This is a genomic window from Microbacterium sp. DMC48 (assembly GCF_056313825.1).
The window spans coordinates 267,203-292,185 of sequence record NZ_JBQUZN010000004.1; the positions used below are offsets into that span (position 1 = coordinate 267,203).

The window sequence follows — 24,983 nt, forward strand, 5'->3', positions numbered from 1 at the left end:
ATCCTAACGAGGCTCGCTCTGTCCGCTCTGGGAACCCGCGGGGGAGTCGTCCGCCCACCCGCCCCGATGGGCGAGGATGACGGCCTGGATCCGATCCCGCGCTCCCAGTTTCGCCAGCACGCGTCCGACATGGGTCTTCACGGTCGTCTCGCTGAGGAACAGCTCCGCCGCGATCTCGGCGTTCGTCAGCCCGCGCACCAGCGCGAGGAACACGTCGCTCTCGCGAGGCGTGAGTTCGCGCACGCGCGCCGCGATGGCGGACCTGTCCGCGCGTTCGGACGCGGCGGATGCCGGTGTGCTCCCGGCCCGCCGGCGCAGCACTTCGCGGGTCACCCGTGGCGACAGTACGGCGTCGCCGGCGGCCACGGCGCGGATGGCCGTGACCAGCGCGCTGCGCTCGACGTCCTTGAGCAGGAATCCGCTGGCCCCGGCATCCAGAGCGCCGAAGGCGTACTCGTCGAGATCGAACGTCGTCAGCACGAGCACCCGCGTCTGCGGCGCCTCGGCGACCACACGCGCCGTCGCCGCCACACCGTCGAGCCGGGGCATCCGCACGTCCATCAGCACCACGTCGGGCCGGAGGGCGACGCACAGGGCGACCGCATCGACCCCGTCGATCGCCTCACCCACCACCGCGATGTCGGGCTCGGCGTCGAGCACGAGACCGAAGCCGAGCCGGATGAGCTGCTGGTCGTCGGCGATCACGACACGGATCGGGTCCGTCATGCCGGGGTCCTCTCCGCCGAAGCCGGCAGGGTCAGTCGCACATGCCACCGTCCGTCGGGGCGCCGCCCCGCCTCCGCGACGCCGCCCACCTGCGCCGCACGTTCCTGCAGACCGCGGATGCCGTACCCTCCGCGGGAGACGGCCCCGTGGACGCCGTCGTTGACGACCTCGACGACCACTTCGCTCGCCGTCGACGAGATCGACACGATCACCTCCTGCGCCGACGGTGCGTGCCGGATGACGTTGGTCAATCCCTCCTGCACCACGCGCGCCACAGCCAGGCGCACGGGAAGATCGGCGATCTCACCGCCGGTCGTCCGCAGCACGACGGGGATGCCTGCGCTGCGCGCGGCCGTGACGGCATCGCGCACCGTGTCCCCGTCCAGCGGCCCCAGCGGCGCATCGTCGGCGTCGCCGCTGCGCAGCACGCCCAACATGGCCCTCATCTGAGTGAGCGCGCCTCGGCCGGTCGCCGCGATCTGCGCCGTCGCCGCGCGGGCGCGCACCGCATCGTCGGTCGCCGTCGCCCCCTCGGCAAGGGCCACCATCACGGTGAGCGAGTGGGACACCACGTCATGCATCTCCCGCGCGATGCGCGCACGCTCGGCGGCAGCGGCGTGCACCGCGTGCTGCGCACGCTCCGCCCACAGCTGACGGGACGTCTCCATCAACGCCGCGACGTAGCGCGCACGGTTGCCGATGTTGACGCCGACGAGGCAGCCGACCAGGAGGCCCACCGCGAGAGCCGCGCACCCGTTCACCGCCGTCGACCACGGCAGCACCCCGACAAGGACAGCGATCCCCGCAGCGAGCGTCGTCGCACCGATGGCGATCCCCGACGAGATCCAGGCGGCCGACGACCCCGCATACACCGCGACCGCGTAGACAGCGACGGCCGTCGTGCCCGATCCCACCCCCGAGCCCGAAGACACCGCCAGAAGCGCGCCCAGCGCCGCGAGCGAGAACGACACGAGTGGGCAACGGCGACGCCAGAGCATCGCCACGCACGCGAGCGTGAGCACCACGACGACCACGGGACGAAGGCCCGTCCACAGCGGATCATCGCCGCTGAGACCGGCTCGTCCCGGCGCGGGAAAGGTCACCAAAGCGGTGAGGAGGGCGACGATGACGTCGGTCAGCCGTGGATGCCGTGCCCAGAAGCGACGGATCACGCCCGGGGCACGCGGAAGCCGCAGCTCGCTGGATGCGGGATCCAGCGAGCTGCGGGCTTCTGCGGTCATCTCTTCCAGCTCAGGTGTCCCGGCTGCGCAGGCTCGCCCACGCTCCCAGCAGCAGCGCAGCGGGCCACGCGGCGAGGGTCACCAGGCCGCGCATCACGTCCTCGCCGCCGGCGGTGGTGGCGGACTGCGCACCCGACATAGGCAGGTACGCGCTGGCATCCACGATCCACTTCCAGCCTTCGCCTGCGAAGGAGAACATGCTGAGGACGATGGGGAGCACGAACAGCACCCCCACGGTGGCCGCGATCGCACCGGCGCCGTTGCGCACGATGAAGCCGAAGCCGAGGCCGATCAGGGCGAACATCGCCATGGCGAACACACCCGCGAGCAGCGGGAACCAGGACAGCGTGGGATCCGACCAGTCGATCGCCGTCTTGAGGATCGGTGCCGTCGTCAGCACGGCGATCGCGTAGGTGACCGCGGTCGTCAGGGCCAGGACGACCGCCACGACGAGGGCCTTCGCGACCAGCACGGCGCCACGACGCGGCTCTGCCGTCAGAGTCGAGCGGATCATCCCCGTGGAGTACTCCCCGGTGATGGCGATCGCTCCCAGGATGCCGGCGACGAGCATCGTGAACTGCATCGGCATGACGATGACCATCACCGGCGCGAACCCCGCGTCGAAGTCACGCAGGGCCGAGGCCATCAGCAGCGAGATGCCCACCGAGAGCGCAACGGTGATCGCGAGCGACCACCAGGTCGAGCGCAGCGACAGCAGTTTGAGCCACTCGCTGCGAACGACGCGGGCGAACGTGAGGTGGTAGGGCGAGGCCGCGGCACGTGTCTGCGCAGCGGACGATGCCGTCGGGGCGGTCGCGGTGGTCATGCGATCTCCTTCGTCTTGTACTGCACGGAGCCCTCGGTGAGCGCCATGTATGCCTCTTCGAGCGACCCGGTCCGTGGGGTGAGCTCGTGTAGGGGGATGCCGCGATCCGCGGCGAGGTCGCCGATGGCGCGCGCGCTGACACCCGCGACCAGCAGGGATCCGTCCCCGGCGTCGGTGACCGTGACGTCCGGCGACGCGAGCACGCCGACGAGGTCGGCCGCTCGAGGGGTGCGAACGAGCACTTCGTTGCGTGTCCATGCCCGCACCAGCTCGGGAAGCGGCGCGTCGGCGAGCACGCGACCACGGCCCAGGACGATCACGTGGTCGGCGGTCTGCGACATCTCGCTCATCAGGTGGCTCGACAGCAGCACGGTACGGCCCTCACCGGCGAGGTGACGGACGAGCTGTCGCACCCATCGCACGCCTTCGGGGTCGAGGCCGTTGACCGGCTCGTCGAGAATCAGCGTCTGCGGGTCGCCGAGAAGTGCCGCCGCGATGCCGAGCCGCTGTCCCATGCCCAGCGAGAACTTTCCCGCTCGCTTGCCGGCGACCGCCTCGAGACCCGTCAGGGCGATCACCTCGTCGACGCGGGAATTCGGGATGCCGTGGGTCGCGGCCATCGCACGCAGGTGTCCTCGCGCCGAACGTCCGGTGTGCACGGCTTTCGCGTCGAGGAGCACGCCGACTTCGGTGAGCGGCGAGCGGCTCCGCGCGTAGCGGTGTCCGCCCACGCTGACGCTGCCGGACGAGGGGGCGTCCAGCCCGACGATCATTCGCATCGTCGTCGACTTTCCCGCGCCGTTGGGGCCGAGGAAGCCGGTCACCTGCCCGGGTCGCACCGCGAACGAGACGTCGTCGACGGCGGTGGTGCTTCCGTATCTCTTGGTGAGGTTCTCCGCAACAATCATGCTTCGACGCTACGGCGACGGAGGTCGGCACCACATCCTGCGGGAGGATGAGATCAGCGACATCAGATGTCGTCCTCGCGGACGATCACCCGCGATCCCGTCGTCGTCAGGATGGAACTTGACGACAGGGGACACAGGATGATCGAGACAGGTGTGGGCGCTCTCGCCCTTGCGGGCTTCGCCGCGCTGCTCGCGTGGTGGGCACGCAGTGCTCACACGGGCAGTCTTCCGCGCAACGCGTTGCTCGGCTATCGCAGTCGCCTGACGCTCCACGATGCAGAGGCCTGGCGGGTCGTCAACCGCGCGACATCCGCGTCGGTCTACGTCGCCGCCGCAGGGACGGCCTTCGGCGCGGTGCTCTCGATCGTTCTCGCCCCGACGGTGGGCCCCGACGCGGCGGCCGCCGCACTCGGGACGGCAGTCGTCTGGGCTCTCGTGTGGATCATCGTGGGGTTCTTTCCCGCGCGTCGGGCCTCGCGCGAATATACGCGCGCGGCCCGACGCCCGCGGTGACGCCTCAGCGGTCGGCGTCGCGCTCCTGCACGGCGAGGGCGCGCTCGACACCGGCGAGATTCTCGTTGACGAGTCGGCGAAGGGCCGCCGGCGCGTCGGCGTGGGCGGCGAGCCACTGGCGGGTCGCGTCGCGCAGTGCGAGAGAAGCCAGTGGCGCGGGATACAGCCCCGTAATCAGGTAGTTCGCGATCTGGTAGGTCCGCGACTCCCAGACCGGCAGCAGCATGTCGAAGTACGGCTGGACGAAAGACTCCAGCGCCGCGACGCCGGCCGGGTGCACGAATCCGAGAGCGGCCGAGCGCACGACGGTGTTCGGCAGATCGGCGCTGTCGACGAGCGACGCCCACGCCGCGCGCTTGGCGTCGACCGTGGGCAGGGCCGCCTTCGCCTGCGCTGCGAACTCTCCGCCCTTGGCCGTGTTGTCTGCAGCCAGCGCCGCATCGATCTGCTCGGCCGAGACGACACCACCTGCTGCCAGCGACACCAGCAACGCCCACGAGAGGTCGGCGTCGATCTCGAGTCCCGGCAGCGTCAGCTCCCCGTCGCGCAGGGTGCGCACCGTCTCCCACTGGGCGGGAGTCGCCGCCGCCGAGGCGAAGGCGGTGACGAACTGCAGCTGGCTGTCGCTGCCCGCCTCGGCATCCTGAGCCAGTTCCCACAGCCCGTTGGCGACGCGTACCCGCGCGGCCTCGCGCTTGTCCGAGCCGACGTAGGCGTTCGCGGCGAGCTGCAGCTGCGCGAGGGTCGTGCGTACCGTCGTCGACTCGGTCTCGGCGCCGATGTTGCGCAGCACCAGGTCGATGTAGTCGGATGCCGACGCTTCGGCATCCCGCGTCTGGTCCCAGGCCGCACCCCACACGAGCGAGCGCGCCAGCGGGTCGCTGATGCCGGCGAGGTGGTCGATCGCGGTGGTGAGCGATCTCGCATCGAGACGGATCTTCGCGTAGGCGAGGTCGTCGTCGTTCAACAGGATGAGGTCGGGCTGACGTTCACCGACGAGCTCGGGCACCTCGGTGAGGTCGCCGTCGACATCCAGTTCGATGTGGCGCGTGCGCACGAGCGCTCCGCCCTCGAGCGCATAGAAGCCGACGCCGAGGCGGTGCGGACGGATCGTGGGATAGTCGGCCGGCGCGGTCTGCACGATGGCGAACCGCGAGATGACGCCGTCATCGCTCACGCGAAGCTCCGGCGCCAGCGTGTTGACGCCCGCGGTCTCGAGCCACTTCTGCGACCAGCCGGACAGGTCGCGCCCGCTCGTCGCCTCGAGCTCGACCAGCAGGTCGGACAGCTCGGTGTTGCCGAACGCGTGCTTCTGGAAGTACTGACCGACGCCCGCGAAGAAGGCGTCGATGCCCACCCACGCCGCCAACTGCTTGAGCACGGATCCACCCTTGGCGTAGGTGATGCCGTCGAAGTTGACCTGGACGTCTTCGAGGTCGTTGATCGTGGCGACGACCGGATGCGTGGAGGGAAGCTGATCCTGGCGGTAGGCCCAGGTCTTCTCCATCGCGTTGAAAGTCGTCCATGCCTCGGTCCACTCGGTCGCCTCGGCTGTGGCGATGGTCGACGCCCACTCGGCGAATGACTCGTTGAGCCAGAGGTCGTTCCACCACTTCATGGTCACGAGGTCGCCGAACCACATGTGGGCGAGTTCGTGCAGGATCGTGACGACGCGGCGCTCCTTGACGGCGTCGGTCACCTTGCTGCGGAAGACGTAGGTTTCGGTGAACGTCACTGCACCGGCGTTCTCCATCGCCCCTGCGTTGAACTCGGGGACGAAGAGCTGGTCGTACTTGGCGAACGGGTAGGGGACGCCGAACTTCTCCTCGTAGTACGCGAATCCCTGGCGAGTCTTGTCGAAGATGTACTCGGCGTCGAGGTGCTGCCAGAGGCTCTTGCGGCCGTAGACACCAAGCGGAATGACGGCGCCCGAAGCGCTGGTCAGCTCGCTGAAGGTCGCCTCGTACGGGCCGGCGACGATCGCCGTGATATAGGAAGAGATCCGCGGGGTGGGCTCGAACGCCCAGATCGCGGCGCCACCGTCGCCGGGCACCGGCTCGGGAGTGGGGGAGTTGGAGATGACCTTCCAGGCGGCGGGGGCCGTGACGGTGAAGCGGAACGTCGCCTTCAGATCGGGCTGCTCGAACACGGCGAAGACGCGGCGAGAGTCGGGAACCTCGAACTGCGAGTAGAGATAGACCTCGCCATCGACCGGGTCGACGAAGCGGTGCAGGCCTTCGCCCGTGTTGGTGTACAGGCAGTCGGCGTCGACGATGAGCTCGTTCTGCGCACGCAGACCCTCCAGGGCGATGCGGGAGTCGGCGAAGGCGGACACCTCCACGGCGCCACCGTTCAGGGTGATCTCACGCACATCGCGGGCGATGAGGTCGATGAAGGTCGAGGCCCCCTCGGTGGCGCCGAAGCGCACGACCGTGCGTGAGCCGAACACCTCCGGGCCACGAGTGAGGTCGAGCGCGATGTCGTACGACTGCGTCTCGACGGTGGCGCGGCGCTCCTGCGCCTCGATGCGGGTGAGGTTCTCTCCAGGCACTGCGGTACTCCCGTGGGTGAGGGGTGTGGTCTGAACCATCCGGCACTGCTGGCGCCGACGGCAACCCGACCAGCCTACGCGGTCGCCGTTTCGCGCTGCACGTGGGTGCGGGCGTGTGCGATAGCGGAGGGCAGATCCGCGAACAGGTGGTTGTGGTGACGGAGAGCCGCCAGCACGCCCACCGAACGGAACAGCTCTTCGTGTCGGGGCTGCACCCCCTTGATCAGCACCGTGATGCCGCGGCGCTCCAGAGCCTGCGTGAGCTCGCCGAGCATGTGCGCCCCGGTCGCATCGACCAGTTCGAGCTGACTCATCCGCATGATGACGACCGAGACGTCTCGAATCGCGTTGACCTCGGCCGACACCCGGTCGGCCGAGGTGAACGACAGCGGTCCGTCGAAGCGCAGGATCGCGATGCGCTCGTCACCGGGCTGCGTGTGTCCACGCACGTCTTCCCGCCGCACCTGTGACGCTTGCGACATGCCGCGCAGCACGAAGAATCCGGCGAAGGCGACTCCGATGACGACCGCCACGATCAGATCGAACGAGACGGTGATGACGGCCGTGGCGACGAAGGCCACGGCATCCGCGCGCGTGGAGCGCAGAATGGCCCGCACGGTGTCCACGTGCACCATCCGGACCGCGGTGACCATCAGCACGCCCGCCAGGGCGGCGAGAGGGATCTGCCCGACGGGGCCGGCGGCCGCGATCACGACCAGGAGCAGGACGACGGCATGCGTCACCGCGGCGAGGCGGCTGCGGGCGCCGGAGCGGACGTTCACGGCAGTGCGCGCGATCGCTCCGGTCGCGGGCATTCCACCGAACAGCGATGAACCGATCGATGCGAGCCCTTGCCCGACGAGCTCGCGGTCGGGGTCGTACGTGCCCGTGTCCCCGAGGCTCGCCGCGACGCGGGCGGACAGGAGCGATTCGATCGCGGCCAGGGCCGCAACCGTCGCCGCGGGAGCGGCCAGAGCCGTGAGGCTCGAAAGATCGATCGCCGGCAGCGCAGGAGCGGGCAGCGTGCCGGGGAGAGCGCCGATCCGCGCCAGCGGAGCGCCGATGACGAGCGCCGCGACGGCGACGACGACGATGCCGACCAGAGAACCGGGAACGCCGCGGTGCAACCGAGGGGCGCCCCACATGCAGACCACGACGATGCCGACGGCTCCCAGCGCCCACGCGGCATACGCGGGATCGAGATCGGTGACGGCCTGCACGGCTGCGACGATCGCGTTGGAGCTGTGCTCGCTCGCGCCCGCGACATGGGGGGATACGAGTGCCGGGATCTGCTGAGCGAAGATGATCACCGCGATGCCGAGCGTGAATCCTTCGATGACCGGCCACGGGATGAACGAGACGGCCCGCCCGAGTCGCAGCACGCCGGCGAGCATCACCAGGATGCCCGCCAACAGCGTCACCACCACGACGGCGCCCGGCCCGCGTGTGGCCACGATCGGGACCAGGACGACGACCATCGCTCCGGTGGGTCCGGAGACCTGGACGTGGGAGCCACCGAACACCGCCGCGAGCACCCCGGCCACGACGGCCGTCACCAGGCCCGCCTCCGCGCTGAGGCCCGCGCTCACGCCGAAGCCCAGCGCCAGGGGGAGGGCGACGATCCCCACCGTCACACCCGCGACAAGGTCACCGCGCCACGAGCGCGCGAGACCCGCGTAGTCCGCGCGCGAGGGCAGCAGGGTGCGGACCCGCAGGTTCACGAGCGCGCCGCCGGCAGGGCGGGCAACGACTGCGCATCGACGAGGAGGTCGCCGTCCGCGCTCAGGATGCCGAGAAGCAGCTCGCGCGCCGCGGTCAGCAGGTCCGCGACGCGGGGATCGGCCAACCGGTAATAGACGTGACTGGCGCGGCGCTCGGACTCGACGAGGCGGTGACGGCGCAGCACGGAGAGGTGCTGCGACAAGTGGGACGCCTCCAGCCCGGTCTCCGCCTGGAGGTCCGCGACGCGCACCTCCTCGGCCCCGGCGAGCAGTTCGAGAAGGCGAATGCGGAAGGGGTGCGCGAGGCCTTTGAAGAGGTTCGCCTTGACCTCGTAGAGGGGACGCTGACTCTGGGTGAATGGCATGATCAATCCATCATATCGACACGTGCTGCGGCGCCACAGTGACGTCGCAGCGACGCCGCAGTGACGCCGAGCGCTCCCTAGGATGGGGGCATGCGCATCCACATCGCCACCGATCATGCGGGGCTCGAGTTCTCGACGCAGCTGCAGCACCACCTCGCGGAGCAGGGCCACGACGTCGTGGACCACGGCCCGATCGAGTATGACCCGCTCGACGACTACCCCGCCTTCTGCATCCGTGCCGCCCAGGCCGTCGTGCGCGACCAGGCCGCCGGGATCGAGACGCTGGGCGTCGTCTTCGGCGGATCGGGTAACGGCGAGCAGATCGCCGCCAACAAGGTACGCGGCATCCGGGCGGCGCTCGTGTGGAGCATCGCCACGGCCGAGCTGGCGCGGGAGCACAACGATGCCAACGTGATCTCCATCGGCGCGCGCCAGCACACCGTTGATGAGGCGATCGCCTTCATCGACCGCTTCATCGCGACACCGTTCTCGGGTGAGGAGCGCCACGCGCGCCGCATCGCTCAGCTGGCCGCATTCGAGACGGACGGCACTCTGGTTCCCGACCCGCGGGCGGGGACGTCGGCGCCGGCCGGTGGCGAGTCCGTCGACGCGATGGATCCCGAAGCCGGCTGATGCCCGAAGGTCACTCCGTACACCGCATCGCGCGCCAGTTCGATCGGAACTTCGTCGGACGAGAGGTCTCGGCATCCAGTCCGCAGGGCCGCTTCGCCGAGGGCGCCGCGGTCGTCGACGGCCGTGAAGCCCTAGAGGTGCGCGCCGTCGGCAAGCAGATGTTCCTCGCCTTCGACGGCGACGTCTGGCTGCGTGTGCACCTCGGCATGTACGGCGCGTGGGACTTCGCAGGCGAGATCGAGATCGACCCCACCATCGCCTCGGCCAACGGCCGCATGGGACAGACCAATCAACGGGGAACCGACCTCGGTGCCGTCTACGACGCCGCCGGCGAGAACTCGCTGAGCTCGATCGGCGCACCGCGCAAGGCTCGCGTGCACGTCCGGATGAGCGAGCAGACACGCGGCCTCGACGGCGCCGACGAGACCGCGTGGCCTCCGCCGATCGTCGGACAGGTTCGGCTGCGCCTGCTCACCGCCGTCACCTCCGCGGACCTCCGAGGCCCCACCGCCTGCGAGCTGCAGACGCCGGACGAGGTGCAGGCGACGATCGCGAAGCTCGGACCCGACCCTCTGGTCGATGATCTCGCCGAGGGGGAGGAGCGCCTCGTCGCGGCCGTCCGCCGCAAGGCGACGCCGATCGGCCTTCTGCTCATGGACCAGTCCGTCGTCAGCGGCATCGGCAACGTCTACCGCGCCGAGCTGCTGTACCGCGCACTGCTCGACCCGCACACGCCCGGAAAGATCGTTCCCGAAGAGCTCGTCCGACAGCTCTGGCGCGACTGGACGCGCCTGCTCGTGATCGGAGTCGAGACGGGTCAGATGATGACCATGGACGACCTCGATCCCGAGGCCTATCGGCGCGCGATGGCGAGTCGCGATGATCGGCACTGGGTGTACCACCGCGCCGGGCTGCCCTGTCGCGTCTGCGGCACCGAGATCGTGCTCGAGGAGATGGCCGCCCGAAAGCTCTACTGGTGCCCGAACTGCCAGAAGTGAGGCATCGATGAGACAGAACCCGAGCTTCACCGTGACCGACGTCGCGGAGCTGCGTCGCATCCTCGACGAGAACCCCTGGATGACGCTCGTGAGCCACGGCCCCGATGGTCTGGTCGCCTCGCATTACGCCGTGCTCCTGGACGACGACCACGACGACCTCACGGTCGTCGGTCACGTCGGCAAGCCGGACGATGCGATCCACGGTCTGGGACAGCACGAGCTGCTGGTGATCGCCCAGGGGCCGCACGGGTACATCTCGCCGCAGTGGTACCTGCCGGGGCCGAACGTCCCGACCTGGAACTACGTCGCCGTGCACCTCTCCGGCATCCCCGAGATCCTCACCCCGGACGAGAATCTCCGTGTGTTGGAGCGGCTGGTGGCACGCTTCGAGAGCGCACTGCCCCAGCCGCGGCTGATGTGGCAGCCGCCCAACGACGAAGACTTCATCCGCCGACTGGAACGGGGCACGGTCGGCTTCCGCCTGACGCCCACGAAGGTGGTGGCCAAGCGCAAGCTGAGTCAGAACCGACCAGACGAGACCGTCGACGAGATCGTCGAACAGTTGGAAGCCGGCAGTCCCTACGCCGACCCGCGCCTGGCCGGGGAGATGCGCCGCGCGCACGAGGCCCTGCGGGCCGCGCGTGGTGCGCAACTCCGCCTGAACGGGCCGGGGCAGCCGTCGCCGGCGCGGGCGCCAGGTCCTGAGGAGGAGTTGTGAACGGGATGCCGCCGCGAGGCGCGACCGTCGACGTGATCGCCGATGCCCGCCTGACGGGTGCGGAGCGTCTCGACCCGTTCGGTGACGACCCGGTCGACATCCACCTCACCCAGGGGCGGATCGTCGACATCGCCCCGTCGCGCGCGCTTCGCCGACGCGGCGAGGTGCTCGACGCGGATGGCGGCTGGGTGATCCCGGGACTCTGGGACCACCACGTGCACACCGTCCAGTGGGCGCTCGTCGCGCAGCGCGTGGCGCTGGGCGGAGTCAGATCGGCCGCAGAGGCTGCAGCGATCATGGGCCGCACCGCACCGTTGGCCGACGGTCGCCGGGTCGGAACGGGCTTCCGTGACGCACTGTGGCCCGACGAGATGTCACTCGCGACCCTGGATGCAGCGACCGGCGACGTTCCGACGTACCTCATCAACGCCGATGTGCACAGCGTGTGGCTCAACACGGCGGCGTTCCGTCGTGAAGGGTTCACGCCCGACGACAGCGGCGTTCTCCGCGAAGAGCCCGCCTTCGAGATCTCGCGCAGGCTCAACGCCGCCGATCCTCTGGAGGGCGATCGCCTTGTCGGCGACGCGCTGAGCGCGGCTGCAGCTCGCGGGGTCGTGGGCATCGTCGATCTCGACATGGCCTGGAACGCCGACGCCTGGCGGCGTCGCCTGTCCGCCGGCTTCGACACGACCCGCGTGCGCTTCGGCATCTATCCACCGCAGCTCGATCGAGCCCTGTCGGAGGGACTGGCGTCGGGAGACGCCCTGGACGCCTCAGGACTCGTGCGGGTCGGTCCGCTCAAGATCATCACCGACGGGTCGCTCGGCACCCGGACGGCGGCGTGCTCGCACGCCTACCCCGACGATCCGCACAACCACGGCGTGCTGACCGTGACGCCGGAGGTGCTCGTCGACCTGATGACGCGCGCCACCGGGGGAGGCCTGGCCTGTGCCGTCCACGCCATCGGCGACGTCGCGAACTCGCACGCTCTCGACGCCTTCGCCGGCACGGGAGCGACGGGGACGATCGAACACGCGCAGTTGGTCGCGCATGCGGATATCCCGCGCTTCGGGAGGCTCGGCGTCGGCGCGAGCGTCCAACCCGAGCACGCGATCGATGACCGCGACATGACCGACACGATCTGGGCGACACAGACGAGTGTGCCGTACGCGCTGCGCTCGCTCGCCGCAACAGGGGCGAACCTTCTGTTCGGATCCGACGCGCCGGTCGCGGCCCTCGACCCCTGGGCCGCGATGGCGGCCGCCGTGTTCCGCACGCGCGACGGCCGCCCGGCCTGGCGCCCGGACGAGGGAGTGGATGCCGCCACCGCCCTCGCCGCGTCCACGGAGGGCGGCTCGCACACCGGCTCGGCGCTGTTTCCCGGCGACATCGCCGACCTCGTGATCGTCGACCGCGACCCGCTGACAGCCGCGGAGGCGGATCTGCGCGCGACGCGCGCACACGTGACCATGATCGAAGGCCGCCTCACACACGTGGGGTGAGCCCGAGAAACGACGAACGCCCCGGGATCCGATCCCGGGGCGTTCGTGTCGAGCCGTCGTTACGCGGCGAGGTGGGCCGAGAGGAACCAACGGTCCTTCTCGAGACCGGCCTTGATCGCGATCGCGACGTCCTGACTGGTGAGGTCGGTCTCGTCGAGGCCGTCGATCGCGGCCTGCACGTCGGCGATGATGGCATCCATGTCCGAGACGATGGCGACGATCTCGTCCTGCCACTGCGCGAAGCCAGCGGGAACCGCGGTCGCTCCGGTCTTCTCCGCGACGGTGGACACGCGCGCGTCGAGAGGCAGGCCGAGGGCGACGATGCGCTCGGCGGCCAGGTCGGCGAAGCCCTGGGCGTTGCTGACGACCTGGTCGAGCAGCTCATGGATCGCGATGAAGTTCGCGCCGCGCACGTTCCAGTGCGCCTGCTTGCCGTTGACGGCGAGAGCCTGCAGTCCGAGAACCACGGGCGTCAGGAACTGGGCGGTGCCGGCGGCCGCCTCGGGGCCGGCAGCGGTCATGGAAATGTTCTGCGTCTTGGTCATGATCTCGTCTCCATTCGTCGTGGGTCTCCCACGTTGATGACAACGCTAGCGAGCGCCTCGCATTCCGCAAGGAAGAGAAGGCTGGGCTTACGGACGGGCCGTGAATTTGATACGGAGACTATCGTCGGCCTCATGACGATCGCCGAAGACGCCTCGATTCTGTCCATCCCTGCCGGTCGGCCGGTGCTGCACGAGACCGCGTTCGTCGCCTCGGGCGCGCGTGTCGTCGGTGACGTCACTCTCGAAGAGGGCGCGAGTGTCTGGTACAACGCCGTCGTGCGCGGCGACAGCGCGTCGATCGCTCTGGGAGCCGGAAGCAACCTGCAGGACAACGTCTCGGTGCACGTGGATGCCGATCACCCCGTGATCATCGGGCGGAACGTGTCGGTCGGTCACAATGCGGTCGTCCACGGATGCACGATCGGCGACGGCTCACTGATCGGGATGGGCAGCGTGGTTCTCTCTGGCGCGGTCATCGGTTCGGGATGCCTCATCGCCGGGGGAGCGGTGGTGCTGGAGGGGACCGTCATTCCGGATGGATCGCTGGTGGCCGGTGTCCCCGCCAAGGTGCGCCGCGAGCTCACCGCCGAAGAGAAGGCCGGTATCCTCCGCAACGCCCGGATCTATCGGGCGCACTCGACCGCGCACGCGACGGCATCCGACGGGCGCTGATCTTGCCGCATTCGAGTTTCGTCGAGGAGTTGGCGCGGTTGCTGCCGGCTCCGGCCCCAGGTACGGCGTGCACCTTCATCGCCATCGACGGTGTAGACGGCGCCGGCAAGACCACGCTCGCGGACAACCTCGCGGAGATCATGCGACCGGCGAGAGCGGTCGTAAGGATCTCCATCGATGGGTTCCATCGGCCACGCGCAGCGCGACATGCGCGTGGTCGCGACTCACCCGAAGGCTTCTGGCTCGATTCCTACGACTACGCTGCCTTTTGGCGTGAGGTCGTCGTGCCGTTCCGCTCGGGGACGGGCACCTATCTAGCCGCGGTCCACGACGTCGACAGCGACGCGCTTCTGTCCGCTCCTCGGCTTCCGGTGATCGCCGGCGCAACGGTGATCGTCGACGGTATCTTCCTCCACCGTGACGAGCTGCGCGACGTCTGGGATACGACTGTCTTTCTCGACGTCCCGGCCACGGAGTCAGTGCGGCGGCTCGCCCTCCGCGACGGCTCCTCGCCGGATCCCCTGGACACCAGTCAGCGACGGTATGTCGAGGGTCAACGTCTCTACCTCACGTCGTGCTCGCCTCGCGAGCGTGCATCCATCCTGGTCGACTACTCCGACATCGGTGCGGCGTCGATCGTTCGTGGATCCCGCGGTGCTGACCGGGTCAGGCCGCTGACGTCGAGAAGGGCCAGTGCTCCGGATAAGTCAGCGGAACGGCGACGATCTGCACATCGCCCGCGTAGGTGACACGTCCAGGTGACGTCGTCCGCAGCTCGACCCAGGCCACGTCATAGCGATCGAGGAGAGTCAGGTACTCGGCCGCGAAGTCGATGAGGTCGGTCGCGGAAGCGCTATACCACGAACGCGCACCTGGGTTGACGACGGGGTCGTAGCAGTCTGGAACAAGCGCTGTCGGGTCGGGGTAGAGCTCGTGGGCGCGACGATTCGACGCGCTCACCCACGCGGTGTCGCGCGGCGACAGCCGTCGCTGTTCGCGCAGCCCGTTCGCGAGCGCGAACAGACCCGGGAACCTGCCGTGGCGGTTCGGGACGGCACTTTGGAAACGCCGGAAAGCAGGCCCCTCGATGCTCATGTGGAGGGGATGACGGGAATCGAACCCGCACCATCAGTTTGGAAGACTGAGGCTCTACCATTGAGCTACATCCCCGAGGCCGCTTGCGAGCGGCATCCCGAAGAGTCTACAAGGTCTTGTCGGCTAGACTGACCAACGGCCGTTATTCGGCGCACGCGACCTGAAAAGGTGAGTGCGCGCCCGGGGCGTAGCTCAGCTTGGTAGAGCGCCCGCTTTGGGAGCGGGAGGCCGCAGGTTCAAATCCTGTCGCCCCGACACGAACGACCCCCAGACCTAAGAAACCACGGACGCGCACGTGTGCGTCCGGACACGAGGAGAACACAGGCATGGTCACCAGCACCGTCGAGAAGCTCAGCCCCACGCGGGTCAAGCTGCACATCACGGTCACCCCGGACGAGCTCAAGCCGAGCATCTCGCACGCGTACGAGCACATCGCCCAGGACATCCAGATCCCCGGTTTCCGCAAGGGCAAGGTTCCCGCCCCGATCATCGACCAGCGCGTCGGCCGTGGTGCCGTCATCGAGCACGCGGTCAGCGAGGGACTGGATGCCTTCTACCGCGAAGCCGTCACCGCCAACGAGGTGCGCATCGTCGGCCGTCCGTCGGCCGAGGTCATCGAATGGCCCAGCGACAAGGACTTCTCCGGTGACCTCAAGGTCGAGGTCGAGGTGGACGTGCGTCCCGAGTTCGATCTGCCGGCCCTCGACGATGTCACCGTCGAGATCGACGCCGTCGAGACCGACGCGGCCGCCGTCGATGCGGAGCTCGACCGCCTGCGCGGCCGTTTCGGCACGCTGGTGACCGTCGACCGTCCCGCAGCCAAGGGCGACTTCGTCGAGCTGAACCTCGTCGCAACGATCGACGGCGCGGAGATCGACCGCGCAGAGGGCGTGTCGTACGAGGTCGGCTCGGGCGAGCTGCTCGAGGGCATCGACGAGGCCGTCGAGTCGCTCACCGCCGGTGAGGACACGACGTTCCGCAGCTCCCTCGTCGGCGGCGACCACGCCGGCCAGGAGGCGGAGGTCTCGGTGACCGTCACCGCCGTCAAGGAGCGCGAGCTGCCCGAGGCCGATGACGACTTCGCGCAGATGGCCAGCGAGTTCGACACCATCGCAGAGCTGCGCGAGAGCCTCGCCGAGCGTGTCTCGGAGCAGTCGGTGTACCTCCAGGGCGCTGCGGCGCGCGACAAGCTCATCGAGGCGCTGCTCGCCAAGGTCGAGATCCCGGTGCCGGCGCAGCTGGTCGAGGACGAGGTGCACACGCACCTCGAGGGCGAGGGCCGCCTGGAGGACGACGAGCACCGTGCCGAGGTCACCGAGGCCAGCGAGAAGCAGTTCCGCACGCAGATGATCCTCGACAAGCTTGCCGAGGCTCACGACGTGCAGGTCTCGCAGGAGGAGCTGACGCAGTACCTCATCCAGTCGGCCGCGCAGTACGGTATGGCCCCCCAGGAGTTCGTCGACGCTCTTCAGCAGGGTGGGCAGCTGCCCGCCATGGTCGGCGAGGTCGCCCGCAACAAGGCCCTCGCGATCGCCCTCGGCAAGGTGTCGGTCGTCGACACCAACGGCAAGGCGGTCGACCTGACCGGCTTCGTCGTCGAGGATGAGGCAGAGGCCGAGGCCGAGGCCGAGGTCGTCGCGGAGGCGGAGGAGATCGCCGATGAGGCGGCCGCCGCAGAGGCGAAGCCGGCGAAGAAGGCGCCCGCGCGCAAGCCCGCGGCCAAGAAGGCCGACGCGGATGCCGCCGAGGAGCCGGCCGCGAAGAAGCCCGCCGGCAAGAAGCCCGCCGCCAAGAAGGCGCCGGCGAAGAAGGCCGACGCGGAGTAAGTCGCCCGGGATCGTTCCCCCTGAAGGGCCGGATGCTGCGGCATCCGGCCCTTCGGCGTCGTCCGGGCGGCGCACGCGACACGAGGCTCCGCCGACGGCGAACACGGGCGAGGCGGCCTGCCTGCGCAGATAGATTCAATGGCGTACGGAAACCCGGAATCAGGAGTATCCATGGCTGAACCACTTGTCGCTACGAGCGTCTTCGACAGACTGCTGAGAGACCGCATCATCTGGCTGGGGTCGGAGGTGCGCGACGAGAACGCGAACGAGATCTGCGCCAAGATCCTGCTTCTCGCGGCCGAAGACAGCGAGAAGGACATCTACCTCTACATCAACTCGCCCGGCGGCTCGATCACGGCGGGCATGGCGATCTACGACACGATGCAGTTCGTCCCGAACGACATCGTCACCGTCGGCATCGGCATGGCCGCCTCGATGGGACAGCTGCTGCTCACCGCCGGCACCAAGGGCAAGCGCTACATCACGCCGAACGCCCGCGTGCTGCTGCACCAGCCGCACGGCGGCTTCGGCGGCACGGCGAGCGACATCCAGACGCAGGCACAGCTCATCCTCGACATGAAGAAGCGTCTCGCCGAGATCACCGCCGCCCAGACCGGCAAGTCGGTCGAGCAGATCAACGCCGACGGTGACCGCGATCGGTGGTTCTCCGCCGAGGAGGCCCTGGCGTACGGCTTCGTCGACCACATCCGCGAGTCGGCCACCGATGTCATCGGCGGCGGCGGCACCAAGAACTGAAGGAACTGAGAATGAACATGCCCACCGCCGGCATCCCGCAGGGCTTCCAGATGCCCTCCAGCCGCTACATCCTGCCGCAGTTCGAGGAGCGCACCGCCTACGGCTACAAGCGTCAGGATCCGTACAACAAGCTGTTCGAGGATCGGATCATCTTCCTCGGCGTCCAGGTCGACGACGCGTCGGCCGACGATGTCATGGCGCAGCTGCTTGTGCTCGAGTCTCAGGACCCGGACCGCGACATCATCATGTACATCAACTCGCCGGGCGGCTCCTTCACCGCGATGACCGCCATCTACGACACGATGCAGTTCGTGTCTCCGGAGATCCAGACGGTCGTCCTGGGGCAGGCAGCCTCCGCCGCCTCCGTGCTGCTCGCTGCCGGGGCCCCGGGCAAGCGGCTGGCACTGCCCAATGCCCGAATCCTGATGCACCAGCCCGCCGTCGGCGAGTCGGGACACGGTCAGGCATCGGACATCGAGATCCAGGCCGCCGAGATCATGCGCATGCGCACATGGCTGGAGGAGACGATGGCGCGCCACACCAACCGCACGCAGGAGCAGGTGCACAAGGACATCGACCGCGACAAGATCCTGTCGGCCTCCGAAGCGCTCGAGTACGGCGTCGTCGACCAGGTGCTGACCTCGCGCAAGCGCGTTCCGGCTGCGCTCACCTCCTGACCGCGCACCACCCGACACAGGCCCCGCCGTCGCTTCGACCGCGGGGCCTCGTCAGGTGCGCAGAGTTTCACAACCGTGTCGCAATCCGGCGAGATGTCGGTCGCAGCGGTTAGGCTCGAATCGCATCCCTGAGAGTTTTCTGGAGGAGGAGCACCATGGCTCGCATCGGTGAGAGCGCCGACCTGTTCAAATGCTCCTTCTGCGGCAAGAGCCAGAAGCAGGTGCAGCAGTTGATCGCCGGTCCCGGCGTCTACATCTGCGACGAATGCGTCGAGCTGTGCAACGAGATCATCGAAGAACGCATGGCCGAGTCTTCGGACGGTGTCGTCAGCGACTTCGACCTCCCCAAGCCTCGCGAGATCTTCTCGTTCCTCGAGGAGTACGTCGTCGGTCAGGAACCGGCGAAGAGGGCTCTCGCCGTCGCCGTCTACAACCACTACAAGCGTGTGCGCGCCCACGGCACCCTGCAGTCGGCCGAGCAACGTGCCGACGAGGTGGAGATCGCGAAGAGCAACATCCTCCTGCTCGGTCCCACCGGCTGCGGAAAGACCTACCTCGCCCAGACGCTCGCAAAGCGCCTCAACGTGCCCTTCGCCGTTGCGGATGCGACCGCACTGACCGAGGCCGGCTACGTCGGCGAAGACGTCGAGAACATCCTGCTGAAGCTCCTGCAGGCCGCAGACTTCGATGTGAAGCGCGCCGAGACCGGCATCATCTACATCGATGAGGTCGACAAGATCGCGCGCAAGGCCGAGAACCCCTCGATCACCCGCGATGTGTCAGGCGAAGGCGTTCAGCAGGCGCTCCTGAAGATCCTGGAGGGGACGGTCGCGTCCGTGCCTCCGCAAGGCGGTCGTAAGCACCCGCACCAGGAGTTCATCCAGATCGACACCACCAACGTCCTGTTCATCGTCGCGGGGGCCTTCGCCGGTCTCGAGGACATCATCTCGGCGCGTGTCGGCAAGCACGGCATCGGGTTCGGGGCACCCCTGCACCGAAAGTCGGAAGATCTGAACCTCTTCGGCGAGGTGCAGCCCGAAGACCTTCACAAGTTCGGCCTGATCCCCGAGTTCATCGGTCGACTGCCCGTCGTGACCTCCGTGGCGCCGCTCGACCAGGCCGCGCTCATCGAGATCCTCACCGGGCCGAAGAACGCGTTCGTGAAGCAGTATCAGCGCATGTTCGAACTCGACGGTGCAGAGCTGGAGTTCGAGGACGATGCGCTTCGCGCGATCGCCGACCTCGCCGTGGCGCGCAAGACCGGCGCGCGCGGCCTACGCGCCATCCTCGAGGACGTCCTCGGTCCCATCATGTTCGACATTCCCTCCACCGACGACGTCGCCAAGGTCATCGTGACCCGCGCAGCCGTGACTGAAGGAGCTCCGCCGACCCTCGTGCTGGAGCACAAGCGCAAGAGCGCCTGACGCGGTGTCAGCGCCGAACACGTCACCCGAGCAGCCCTCCAAGGCCGTTCGCGTGCTCCGCGTCACCGTCGCGATCGTGATGGCCACCCTCATCCTCGTCGGTGTCGGAGCCGTCACCTTCATGCACGCCTTCGGCCCGCGCGACGGAGAATCGATCGCGCATGCGCGCGTCGACATGGCGGCACGCGAGCTGCAACGGCGGGTGAACCAGCCGGGCCCGGGTGTGGATGCACAGACGCTCGCCGCCGCCGAGTTCATCGGGACGGTCGGGGGAGCAGACGTCCACGCGTATTCGTGGCGCGGGTCGACGTCCGATCCCGACGGGGCACGCATCGACGTCCGCCTGCGCGTGAGCGTCCAACCGCAACCGTCCCGCGAACTCTTCCAGCCCGGTGTCGCCGCAGGAAGCGCCACGGAGTGCTTCCGGTTCCACGTGCGGCAGGGTCGCTCGTCCTATCGGCCGATCGAATGCCCCGCCTCGATTCCGTCCTCGACGCCGACCCTCCCCGCGTCCGCGGCCCCCTCGCCGTCAGCGACGCCCCTTCCGATTCCCTCGGCGACACCCTGAGCGAGGCAGCGGGCGGTGGCGCCATCGCACACCGCCTCCCGCCCGCTCGTCAGCTTCCGAGTCCTCGCCGCACCAGCAGAGGCGCGATGTCGGCATCCCGCCCGCGGAAGTCACGGTACGCCTCCAACGGGTCCTTCGAGCCGCCCACTCCGAGCACGCGGTCGCGGAAGCGATCGCCACCGGCGCGGGTCAGGCCCCCGTTCTCCGCGAACCACTCGACCGTGTCGGCGTCGAGCACTTCGCTCCAGATGTACGAGTAGTAGCCCGCGCTGTAGCCGCCCGAGAACACGTGAGCGAAGTAGGTGGACGAGTACCGCGTCGGCACGACCGGATTGTGCAGACCGATGTCCGCCAGCGCCGCTGCCTCGAACGCGGCGACGTCCGTCACCGCACCGGCCTCCTCGACGTTCACGCCGTGCCATGCCTGGTCGAGCCACGCCGCGGCCAGGTACTCACTCGTGGCGAACCCCTGGTTGAAGGCTTCGGAGGCGTGCAGGCGGGCGACGACGTCGGCGGGCAACGGCTCGCCGGTGTCGATGTGCCGAGCATACGAGGAGAGCACCTCCGGCCAGAGGATCCACATCTCGTTCACCTGACTCGGGAACTCCACGAAGTCGCGGAAGACCGCGGTGCCGGCGAAGTGCGGGAAGGTCACCGTCGCGAACAGACCGTGCAGCGCGTGCCCGAACTCGTGGAACATCGTCGTGACCTCGTCGAGCGTCAGGAGCGTCGGCTTGCCGGCCGCCGGCTTGGGCACGTTGAGGTTGTTCACGACGATCGAACGCGTACCGCGCAGGTGCGACTGCGTCACGATGGAGTTCATCCATGCCCCGCCGCGCTTGGTGTCGCGCGTGTAGAGGTCGAAGAGGAACAGGCCGAGCGCGGATCCGTCGGCGTTGTGCACTTCGAAGACGCGCACGTCGGGGTGGTAGGCGGGAAGATCGGGACGTTCGGTGAACGTGATGCCGTACAGCGAGGTCGCGGCGAAGAAGACCCCGTCGACGAGCACCCGCTCCGCCTCGAACCAGGGCCGCAGTGCCGTGCGATCCACGGCATACTCCGCTTCGCGCACACGCTCGGTATAGAACGCCCAGTCGTGCGCTTCGAGCGGAAACGACTCGGGCTCAGCGTCCACCATCGCCTGCAGCGCCGCCTGCTCCGCACGCGCGTTGGCCGCCGCCGGTGCAGCGAGCTGCCGCAACAGCGCACGGACGGCCTCGGGAGAGCCGGCCGTCTCGTCGCTGGTCACATAGGCGGCGTGGTTCTCGTATCCGAGGAGCGCAGCCCGCTGCGCACGCAGGCGCACGATCTGACGCAGCACGTCGCGATTGTCGTTCGCGTTGCCGCGCGAGCCACGCGATCGCGAGGCCGCGAGCAGACGTCGGCGGCTCTCGCGGCGCGTGAGGCTCGACAGGTACGGATGCCCGGTGAAGAGCGTGAGCGTCACGACGTAGCGCCCCTCGAGTCCGCGGTCCGCGGCATTCTGCGCGGCGGCCGACAACTCACCGTCCGTCAGGCCGTCGAGCTCGTCCGCGGAGTCGAAGACGACGGCGAGGTCGTTCGTGTCCGCGAGCAGATTCTTCTCGAACGTCGTCGTGAGCACCGACAGCCGCTGGTTGAGATCCGTGAGCTGCTGCTTCTCGGCATCGTCGAGCCCCGCGCCGGCATGAGCCATCTCGCGGAATCGACGTTCGACCAGATAGCGCTCCTCTGCGCTCAGCGCATGTTCGTCGCGACTGTCGAAAACGGCCCGTACTCTCGCGAAGAGCGCGCCGTCCAATTGCACGGCATCGTGATGGGCGGCCATCAGCGGCGCGAGCGTCTCTTCGATCTCCTGGATCTCGGGCGTCGCGTCGGCGGAGGAGACCGTGTAGAAGGTGCGCGCCACCTGGCCCAAGAGCTCTCCGGCGCGCTCCAACGCGACGATCGTGTTCTCGAAGGTGGGGGCGGACTCGTCAGCGACGATGGCATCGATCTCGCTGCGGTGCCGCGCGAACCCCTCCATGAACGCGGGGAGATAGTGCGCCGGGTCGATCGACGAGTAGTCGGGGAGGCCGTAGGGCAGTGAAGAGGGTGCCAGCAGAGGATTGGAGTCGACGTCGATCATCCCTCCAGCGTAGGCCGGAAATCTCCAAAGATCTGGTTGCAAAGGATTCTTTGCAAGAGTAGCTTTGCATCATGACCCCCGATGATGCACCCGACGGATCCGTAACGGGACGCGCCGAAGAGCGCCGACTCGACGCCGGAGCGCTGCGCGCCCTCGCCCACCCGCTGCGGATCGAGATCTTCGACATCCTCAACCAGTACGGCCCGCAGACGGCCAGTTCCTTGGCGGCGATGACGGGGGAGTCGTCCGGGGCAACCAGCTACCACCTGCGCGCACTCGCGAAGCACGACCTCATCCGAGAGATCAGTGACCGCGGCACGGGACGCGAGCGCTGGTGGGAGCGGCCCCGCGGCGGCATCTCCTTCACCAACCCCGAGGCGATGAAGACGCCCGCAGGCAAGGCGGCCACGCAACTCGTCATGAGCGAGTTCCTCACGCGGCGTCACCAGCAGTTGATGCGCTACGTGACCGAGAGCTTGGCCTCTCCCGACGGCCTCGACGAAGCCAACGCGATGGTCGCCACCTCGACGTTGCGACTCACGCCGGCACAGACGGAGGCGCTCATCACCGAGATGCACGAGCTCGTGCTGCGCTACGGCGACCTCTACCGCGATCAGACCGGCGAGGACCTCCATCCCATCAGCATCCGCACCGACGTTTTCCCGCTCCCCGAAGACGGACTCAGCTCATGACGACTCCCGCCACTCACGAGGATGCCGGGGCACCGGCGTCCTCGCCGCTGCCAGCCGCCCACCGGGCCCCGCTCGGGCGGGGTTTTCGCACGCTGTGGTCGGCGGCGGTCTTCAGCAACCTCGCCGACGGTGTCGGACGCACCGCGGTGCCCCTGATCGCCATCACGCTGAGCTCCGACCCGCTGGTGATCTCGGTGCTGTCGGCACTGGCGTTCGTGCCGTGGTTGATTTTCGGCTTGCCCGCGGGGATGATCGTCGACCGCCTGGATCGGCGCTACGTCATGGCGTTGGCGAACGTGATCCGGGGAAGCGTGGCGCTGTGGCTCGCCGTCCTCGGTGCCTCCGGCAGCCTGAGCCTCTGGGCGCTGTTCGTCGGCACGCTGGTGTTCGGCCTGGGCGAGACGCTGTTCGACAACGCCACGAATGCGGTCATCCCCGGCGTGGTCGAGCGTGATCAGCTCGATCGCGCGAACGGGTGGATCCAGGCTGCTCAGGTGACCGTCGACAGTTTCATCGCCACCCCGATCTCCGGCATCCTGTTCGCCGTCTCCCTCGCCCTGCCGCTCTGGATCGGTTCGGCGGGGTACCTTGTCCCGGTCGTCCTCGCTCTGCTGCTTCCCCTTTCGGCGGCTCGGCCGCTTCGCGCGCCGGCCGATCCCGACGACGCCGCTCTGCCTGCTGCGCGGCGCTCGGGGGCGCGGGAGGCGCTCTCCTACCTGTGGCATCACCGCTATCTGCGCACGATGGTCGTGTTCACCTCGTTCACCGGAAGCGCGCTGGCTTTTGCGCAGGCGGTCATCGTCCTCTTCTTCGTCGACGCGCTGGCCGTCCCGGCCGCTGCCATCGGGTTCGTCACCGCCGGTCTCGGGGTAGGCGCCCTGTGCGGATCGCTGCTCGCGCCGCGTCTGGTGGCTCGATGGGGGCGGGGCCCGGTGATGTTCGCAGCAATCCTCAGCGGAGGTGTCGCGATGCTTCTCACCGGCATCGCACCGTCGGTCTGGACGGCCATCCTCGCCTTCGCAACCGCCGCGTGCGCGGTGTCGATCTGGAACGTGCCGTGGGGCAGCCTGCGTCAGCAGATCATCCCGCCCGACATGTTCGGCCGCGTGCTCGGCATCACGCGCACCCTCACCTGGGGGCTGTTCCCGATCGCCACGATCCTCGGCGGCCTCGTCGCGCGGATCGATCTGCGCCTGCCCTTCCTCATCGGTGGCGCCGCGACGGCGATCGTCGCTCTCCTCGGCATGCGACTGCTCATCGCGGGGACGCGAGAGGCGGGAGCGGAGATCGCTTGACGGCGCTCGAGGCGGCGATGTCGGAGCAGACCCCTACTGTCGTCGGCATGGGGCGAATCATCTTCGACACCGCCGTTTCGCTCGACGGCTTCATCGCCGATACGGACGGCTCACTCGAGTGGCTCTTCGCTGCGGCCGGCGGGACCGACCCCGATCCAGACCTGCTTCCCTCGAACGCCGGCGCTCTGGTGGAGGGGGCGACGACGTACGAGTGGGTACTCGCGGCGGAGGATCTGCTCGTGCGCCCCGAGCGCTGGCGAGAGCTCTATGGCGACACGCCCACGTTCGTCTTCACCACGCGCGCGCTGCCGATTCCCGCGGGCGCCGATGTCACCTTCGTCTCCGGTGCGGTCGCTGCGGCGCTGCCGCGGATCCGCGCGTCGGCAGGAGACCGTGACATCTGGGTCGTGGGGGGCGGAGACCTGGCGGGTCAGTTCTTCGACGCGGGTGCCCTCGACGAGATCGCCGTGTCGGTCGCGCCCGTCACGCTCGGCGCAGGGGCGCCGCTGCTGGCCCGGCGCATCGAAGCAGAGCGCCTCTCCTTGCGCTCTGCTCACGCGGCTGGGCCCTTCGCCCGGCTCGTCTACGACGTCGTGCCGCCGACGCCGTCCTTCACCTAGGAGC

General features: G+C 68.7%; 24 protein-coding genes and 2 tRNA genes. 15 read left to right on the top strand and 11 right to left on the bottom strand.

What is annotated here, in order from left to right:
- Positions 1-3 precede the first annotated feature (3 nt).
- The 4 genes from ACT53O_RS06555 to ACT53O_RS06570 are packed head-to-tail and all read right to left on the bottom strand — an operon-like array spanning position 4 to position 3,701.
- On the bottom strand, positions 4-726 hold the full coding sequence (locus tag ACT53O_RS06555; protein ID WP_112931433.1) for a response regulator: 723 nt from the start codon (positions 724-726) through the stop codon (positions 4-6).
- The gene (locus tag ACT53O_RS06560; protein WP_135949170.1) at positions 723-1,967 is read right to left on the bottom strand and encodes a sensor histidine kinase; all 1,245 of its coding nucleotides are present in this window, start codon (positions 1,965-1,967) and stop codon (positions 723-725) included. Before ACT53O_RS06560 ends, ACT53O_RS06555 begins: the two co-directional genes overlap by 4 nt.
- Before the next feature lie 10 nt (positions 1,968-1,977).
- Positions 1,978-2,793, bottom strand: coding sequence for an ABC transporter permease (locus ACT53O_RS06565; protein WP_036320104.1), 816 nt, complete (start codon positions 2,791-2,793; stop codon positions 1,978-1,980).
- Positions 2,790-3,701: an ABC transporter ATP-binding protein gene (locus ACT53O_RS06570; RefSeq protein ID WP_036320105.1), complete on the bottom strand. Its 912-nt coding sequence runs from the start codon at positions 3,699-3,701 to the stop codon at positions 2,790-2,792. Before ACT53O_RS06570 ends, ACT53O_RS06565 begins: the two co-directional genes overlap by 4 nt.
- Before the next feature lie 138 nt (positions 3,702-3,839).
- Between ACT53O_RS06570 and ACT53O_RS06575 the strand changes: the two genes are divergently transcribed.
- A complete protein-coding gene (locus ACT53O_RS06575) occupies positions 3,840-4,214 on the top strand; it encodes an SdpI family protein (protein ID WP_167487143.1) in 375 nt (124 codons plus the stop codon).
- Between the two features lie 4 nt (positions 4,215-4,218).
- On the opposite strand, the gene pepN is transcribed toward ACT53O_RS06575, so the two are convergent.
- From pepN to ACT53O_RS06590, 3 genes are all read right to left on the bottom strand, one after another.
- The gene (pepN, locus tag ACT53O_RS06580) at positions 4,219-6,765 is read right to left on the bottom strand and encodes an aminopeptidase N (RefSeq protein ID WP_135949209.1); all 2,547 of its coding nucleotides are present in this window, start codon (positions 6,763-6,765) and stop codon (positions 4,219-4,221) included.
- A 74-nt stretch (positions 6,766-6,839) separates the two neighbouring features.
- Positions 6,840-8,486 carry a SulP family inorganic anion transporter gene (locus ACT53O_RS06585; protein ID WP_476151612.1) on the bottom strand — a complete coding sequence of 549 codons (1,647 nt, stop codon included), beginning with the start codon at positions 8,484-8,486 and terminating at the stop codon, positions 6,840-6,842.
- Positions 8,483-8,851, bottom strand: a complete 369-nt coding sequence (locus ACT53O_RS06590) for an ArsR/SmtB family transcription factor (RefSeq protein ID WP_039416813.1) — start codon at positions 8,849-8,851, stop codon at positions 8,483-8,485. The genes ACT53O_RS06585 and ACT53O_RS06590 overlap by 4 nt, the downstream gene beginning before the upstream one ends.
- Before the next feature lie 90 nt (positions 8,852-8,941).
- Between ACT53O_RS06590 and ACT53O_RS06595 the strand changes: the two genes are divergently transcribed.
- From ACT53O_RS06595 to ACT53O_RS06610, 4 genes are read left to right on the top strand one after another with little or no spacing between them, the layout of a single operon-like run.
- Complete coding sequence (locus ACT53O_RS06595; RefSeq protein WP_036318338.1) at positions 8,942-9,484, top strand: ribose-5-phosphate isomerase; 543 nt, start codon at positions 8,942-8,944, stop codon at positions 9,482-9,484.
- Positions 9,484-10,482 carry an Fpg/Nei family DNA glycosylase gene (locus ACT53O_RS06600; protein ID WP_135949172.1) on the top strand — a complete coding sequence of 333 codons (999 nt, stop codon included), beginning with the start codon at positions 9,484-9,486 and terminating at the stop codon, positions 10,480-10,482. Before ACT53O_RS06595 ends, ACT53O_RS06600 begins: the two co-directional genes overlap by 1 nt.
- Positions 10,483-10,489: 7 nt before the next feature.
- Positions 10,490-11,200 carry an FMN-binding negative transcriptional regulator gene (locus tag ACT53O_RS06605; RefSeq protein ID WP_476151613.1) on the top strand — a complete coding sequence of 237 codons (711 nt, stop codon included), beginning with the start codon at positions 10,490-10,492 and terminating at the stop codon, positions 11,198-11,200.
- A gap of 5 nt (positions 11,201-11,205) precedes the next feature.
- Positions 11,206-12,702: an amidohydrolase gene (locus ACT53O_RS06610; RefSeq protein ID WP_476151614.1), complete on the top strand. Its 1,497-nt coding sequence runs from the start codon at positions 11,206-11,208 to the stop codon at positions 12,700-12,702.
- 59 nt (positions 12,703-12,761) lie between these two features.
- Here the strand turns inward: ACT53O_RS06610 and ACT53O_RS06615 are convergent, their stop codons facing one another.
- Positions 12,762-13,247: a Dps family protein gene (locus ACT53O_RS06615; RefSeq protein ID WP_476151615.1), complete on the bottom strand. Its 486-nt coding sequence runs from the start codon at positions 13,245-13,247 to the stop codon at positions 12,762-12,764.
- A 132-nt stretch (positions 13,248-13,379) separates the two neighbouring features.
- On the opposite strand from ACT53O_RS06615, the gene ACT53O_RS06620 reads away from it, so the two are divergent.
- On the top strand, positions 13,380-13,919 hold the full coding sequence (locus ACT53O_RS06620) for a gamma carbonic anhydrase family protein (RefSeq protein WP_476151616.1): 540 nt from the start codon (positions 13,380-13,382) through the stop codon (positions 13,917-13,919).
- A 666-nt stretch (positions 13,920-14,585) separates the two neighbouring features.
- Here ACT53O_RS06620 and ACT53O_RS06625 read toward each other — a convergent pair.
- Both ACT53O_RS06625 and ACT53O_RS06630 read right to left on the bottom strand, forming a co-directional pair.
- A complete protein-coding gene (locus ACT53O_RS06625) occupies positions 14,586-15,014 on the bottom strand; it encodes a hypothetical protein (RefSeq protein WP_476151617.1) in 429 nt (142 codons plus the stop codon).
- A 1-nt stretch (position 15,015) separates the two neighbouring features.
- Positions 15,016-15,089 (bottom strand) — tRNA-Gly (locus ACT53O_RS06630).
- 106 nt (positions 15,090-15,195) lie between these two features.
- On the opposite strand from ACT53O_RS06630, the gene ACT53O_RS06635 reads away from it, so the two are divergent.
- The 6 genes from ACT53O_RS06635 (at position 15,196) to ACT53O_RS06660 (ending at position 20,265) form a co-directional block, all read left to right on the top strand.
- Positions 15,196-15,269, top strand: a tRNA-Pro gene (locus tag ACT53O_RS06635).
- Between the two features lie 71 nt (positions 15,270-15,340).
- Complete coding sequence (tig, locus tag ACT53O_RS06640) at positions 15,341-16,840, top strand: trigger factor (RefSeq protein ID WP_476151618.1); 1,500 nt, start codon at positions 15,341-15,343, stop codon at positions 16,838-16,840.
- A 171-nt stretch (positions 16,841-17,011) separates the two neighbouring features.
- Complete coding sequence (locus ACT53O_RS06645) at positions 17,012-17,596, top strand: ATP-dependent Clp protease proteolytic subunit (RefSeq protein ID WP_016465111.1); 585 nt, start codon at positions 17,012-17,014, stop codon at positions 17,594-17,596.
- 11 nt (positions 17,597-17,607) lie between these two features.
- On the top strand, positions 17,608-18,273 hold the full coding sequence (locus ACT53O_RS06650; RefSeq protein WP_016465112.1) for an ATP-dependent Clp protease proteolytic subunit: 666 nt from the start codon (positions 17,608-17,610) through the stop codon (positions 18,271-18,273).
- 155 nt (positions 18,274-18,428) lie between these two features.
- Positions 18,429-19,697, top strand: a complete 1,269-nt coding sequence (clpX, locus tag ACT53O_RS06655; protein ID WP_039416804.1) for an ATP-dependent Clp protease ATP-binding subunit ClpX — start codon at positions 18,429-18,431, stop codon at positions 19,695-19,697.
- 52 nt (positions 19,698-19,749) lie between these two features.
- Entirely contained in the window at positions 19,750-20,265 is a 516-nt protein-coding gene (locus ACT53O_RS06660) for a hypothetical protein (RefSeq protein WP_036315398.1), read from the top strand.
- Positions 20,266-20,314: 49 nt separating this feature from the next.
- On the opposite strand, the gene ACT53O_RS06665 is transcribed toward ACT53O_RS06660, so the two are convergent.
- Complete coding sequence (locus ACT53O_RS06665; protein ID WP_476151619.1) at positions 20,315-22,372, bottom strand: M3 family metallopeptidase; 2,058 nt, start codon at positions 22,370-22,372, stop codon at positions 20,315-20,317.
- Between the two features lie 71 nt (positions 22,373-22,443).
- Here ACT53O_RS06665 and ACT53O_RS06670 point away from each other — a divergent pair, with 71 nt between their 5' ends.
- From ACT53O_RS06670 to ACT53O_RS06680, 3 genes are read left to right on the top strand one after another with little or no spacing between them, the layout of a single operon-like run.
- Positions 22,444-23,064 carry a winged helix-turn-helix domain-containing protein gene (locus ACT53O_RS06670; protein ID WP_036316170.1) on the top strand — a complete coding sequence of 207 codons (621 nt, stop codon included), beginning with the start codon at positions 22,444-22,446 and terminating at the stop codon, positions 23,062-23,064.
- Entirely contained in the window at positions 23,061-24,359 is a 1,299-nt protein-coding gene (locus tag ACT53O_RS06675) for an MFS transporter (RefSeq protein WP_036316174.1), read from the top strand. Before ACT53O_RS06670 ends, ACT53O_RS06675 begins: the two co-directional genes overlap by 4 nt.
- A 47-nt stretch (positions 24,360-24,406) precedes the next feature.
- Positions 24,407-24,979 carry a dihydrofolate reductase family protein gene (locus ACT53O_RS06680; protein WP_476151620.1) on the top strand — a complete coding sequence of 191 codons (573 nt, stop codon included), beginning with the start codon at positions 24,407-24,409 and terminating at the stop codon, positions 24,977-24,979.
- Positions 24,980-24,983: the final 4 nt, after the last annotated feature.

Excerpts from the sequence above, each read along its gene's own strand:
- ACT53O_RS06555 (WP_112931433.1), bottom strand. The coding sequence starts at position 726 with ATGACGGACCCGATCCGTGTCGTGATCGCCGACGACCAGCAGCTCATC.
- ACT53O_RS06615 (WP_476151615.1), bottom strand. The coding sequence starts at position 13,247 with ATGACCAAGACGCAGAACATTTCCATGACCGCTGCCGGCCCCGAGGCG.
- ACT53O_RS06620 (WP_476151616.1), top strand. The coding sequence starts at position 13,380 with ATGACGATCGCCGAAGACGCCTCGATTCTGTCCATCCCTGCCGGTCGG.
- clpX (WP_039416804.1), top strand. The coding sequence starts at position 18,429 with ATGGCTCGCATCGGTGAGAGCGCCGACCTGTTCAAATGCTCCTTCTGC.
- ACT53O_RS06570 (WP_036320105.1), bottom strand. The coding sequence starts at position 3,701 with ATGATTGTTGCGGAGAACCTCACCAAGAGATACGGAAGCACCACCGCC.
- ACT53O_RS06560 (WP_135949170.1), bottom strand. The coding sequence starts at position 1,967 with ATGACCGCAGAAGCCCGCAGCTCGCTGGATCCCGCATCCAGCGAGCTG.
- ACT53O_RS06625 (WP_476151617.1), bottom strand. The coding sequence starts at position 15,014 with ATGAGCATCGAGGGGCCTGCTTTCCGGCGTTTCCAAAGTGCCGTCCCG.
- tig (WP_476151618.1), top strand. The coding sequence starts at position 15,341 with ATGGTCACCAGCACCGTCGAGAAGCTCAGCCCCACGCGGGTCAAGCTG.
- ACT53O_RS06610 (WP_476151614.1), top strand. The coding sequence starts at position 11,206 with ATGCCGCCGCGAGGCGCGACCGTCGACGTGATCGCCGATGCCCGCCTG.
- ACT53O_RS06600 (WP_135949172.1), top strand. The coding sequence starts at position 9,484 with ATGCCCGAAGGTCACTCCGTACACCGCATCGCGCGCCAGTTCGATCGG.
- ACT53O_RS06645 (WP_016465111.1), top strand. The coding sequence starts at position 17,012 with ATGGCTGAACCACTTGTCGCTACGAGCGTCTTCGACAGACTGCTGAGA.
- ACT53O_RS06670 (WP_036316170.1), top strand. The coding sequence starts at position 22,444 with ATGACCCCCGATGATGCACCCGACGGATCCGTAACGGGACGCGCCGAA.
- ACT53O_RS06605 (WP_476151613.1), top strand. The coding sequence starts at position 10,490 with ATGAGACAGAACCCGAGCTTCACCGTGACCGACGTCGCGGAGCTGCGT.
- ACT53O_RS06595 (WP_036318338.1), top strand. The coding sequence starts at position 8,942 with ATGCGCATCCACATCGCCACCGATCATGCGGGGCTCGAGTTCTCGACG.
- ACT53O_RS06650 (WP_016465112.1), top strand. The coding sequence starts at position 17,608 with ATGAACATGCCCACCGCCGGCATCCCGCAGGGCTTCCAGATGCCCTCC.
- ACT53O_RS06575 (WP_167487143.1), top strand. The coding sequence starts at position 3,840 with ATGATCGAGACAGGTGTGGGCGCTCTCGCCCTTGCGGGCTTCGCCGCG.
- ACT53O_RS06590 (WP_039416813.1), bottom strand. The coding sequence starts at position 8,851 with ATGCCATTCACCCAGAGTCAGCGTCCCCTCTACGAGGTCAAGGCGAAC.
- ACT53O_RS06675 (WP_036316174.1), top strand. The coding sequence starts at position 23,061 with ATGACGACTCCCGCCACTCACGAGGATGCCGGGGCACCGGCGTCCTCG.
- ACT53O_RS06565 (WP_036320104.1), bottom strand. The coding sequence starts at position 2,793 with ATGACCACCGCGACCGCCCCGACGGCATCGTCCGCTGCGCAGACACGT.
- ACT53O_RS06665 (WP_476151619.1), bottom strand. The coding sequence starts at position 22,372 with ATGATCGACGTCGACTCCAATCCTCTGCTGGCACCCTCTTCACTGCCC.
- ACT53O_RS06680 (WP_476151620.1), top strand. The coding sequence starts at position 24,407 with ATGGGGCGAATCATCTTCGACACCGCCGTTTCGCTCGACGGCTTCATC.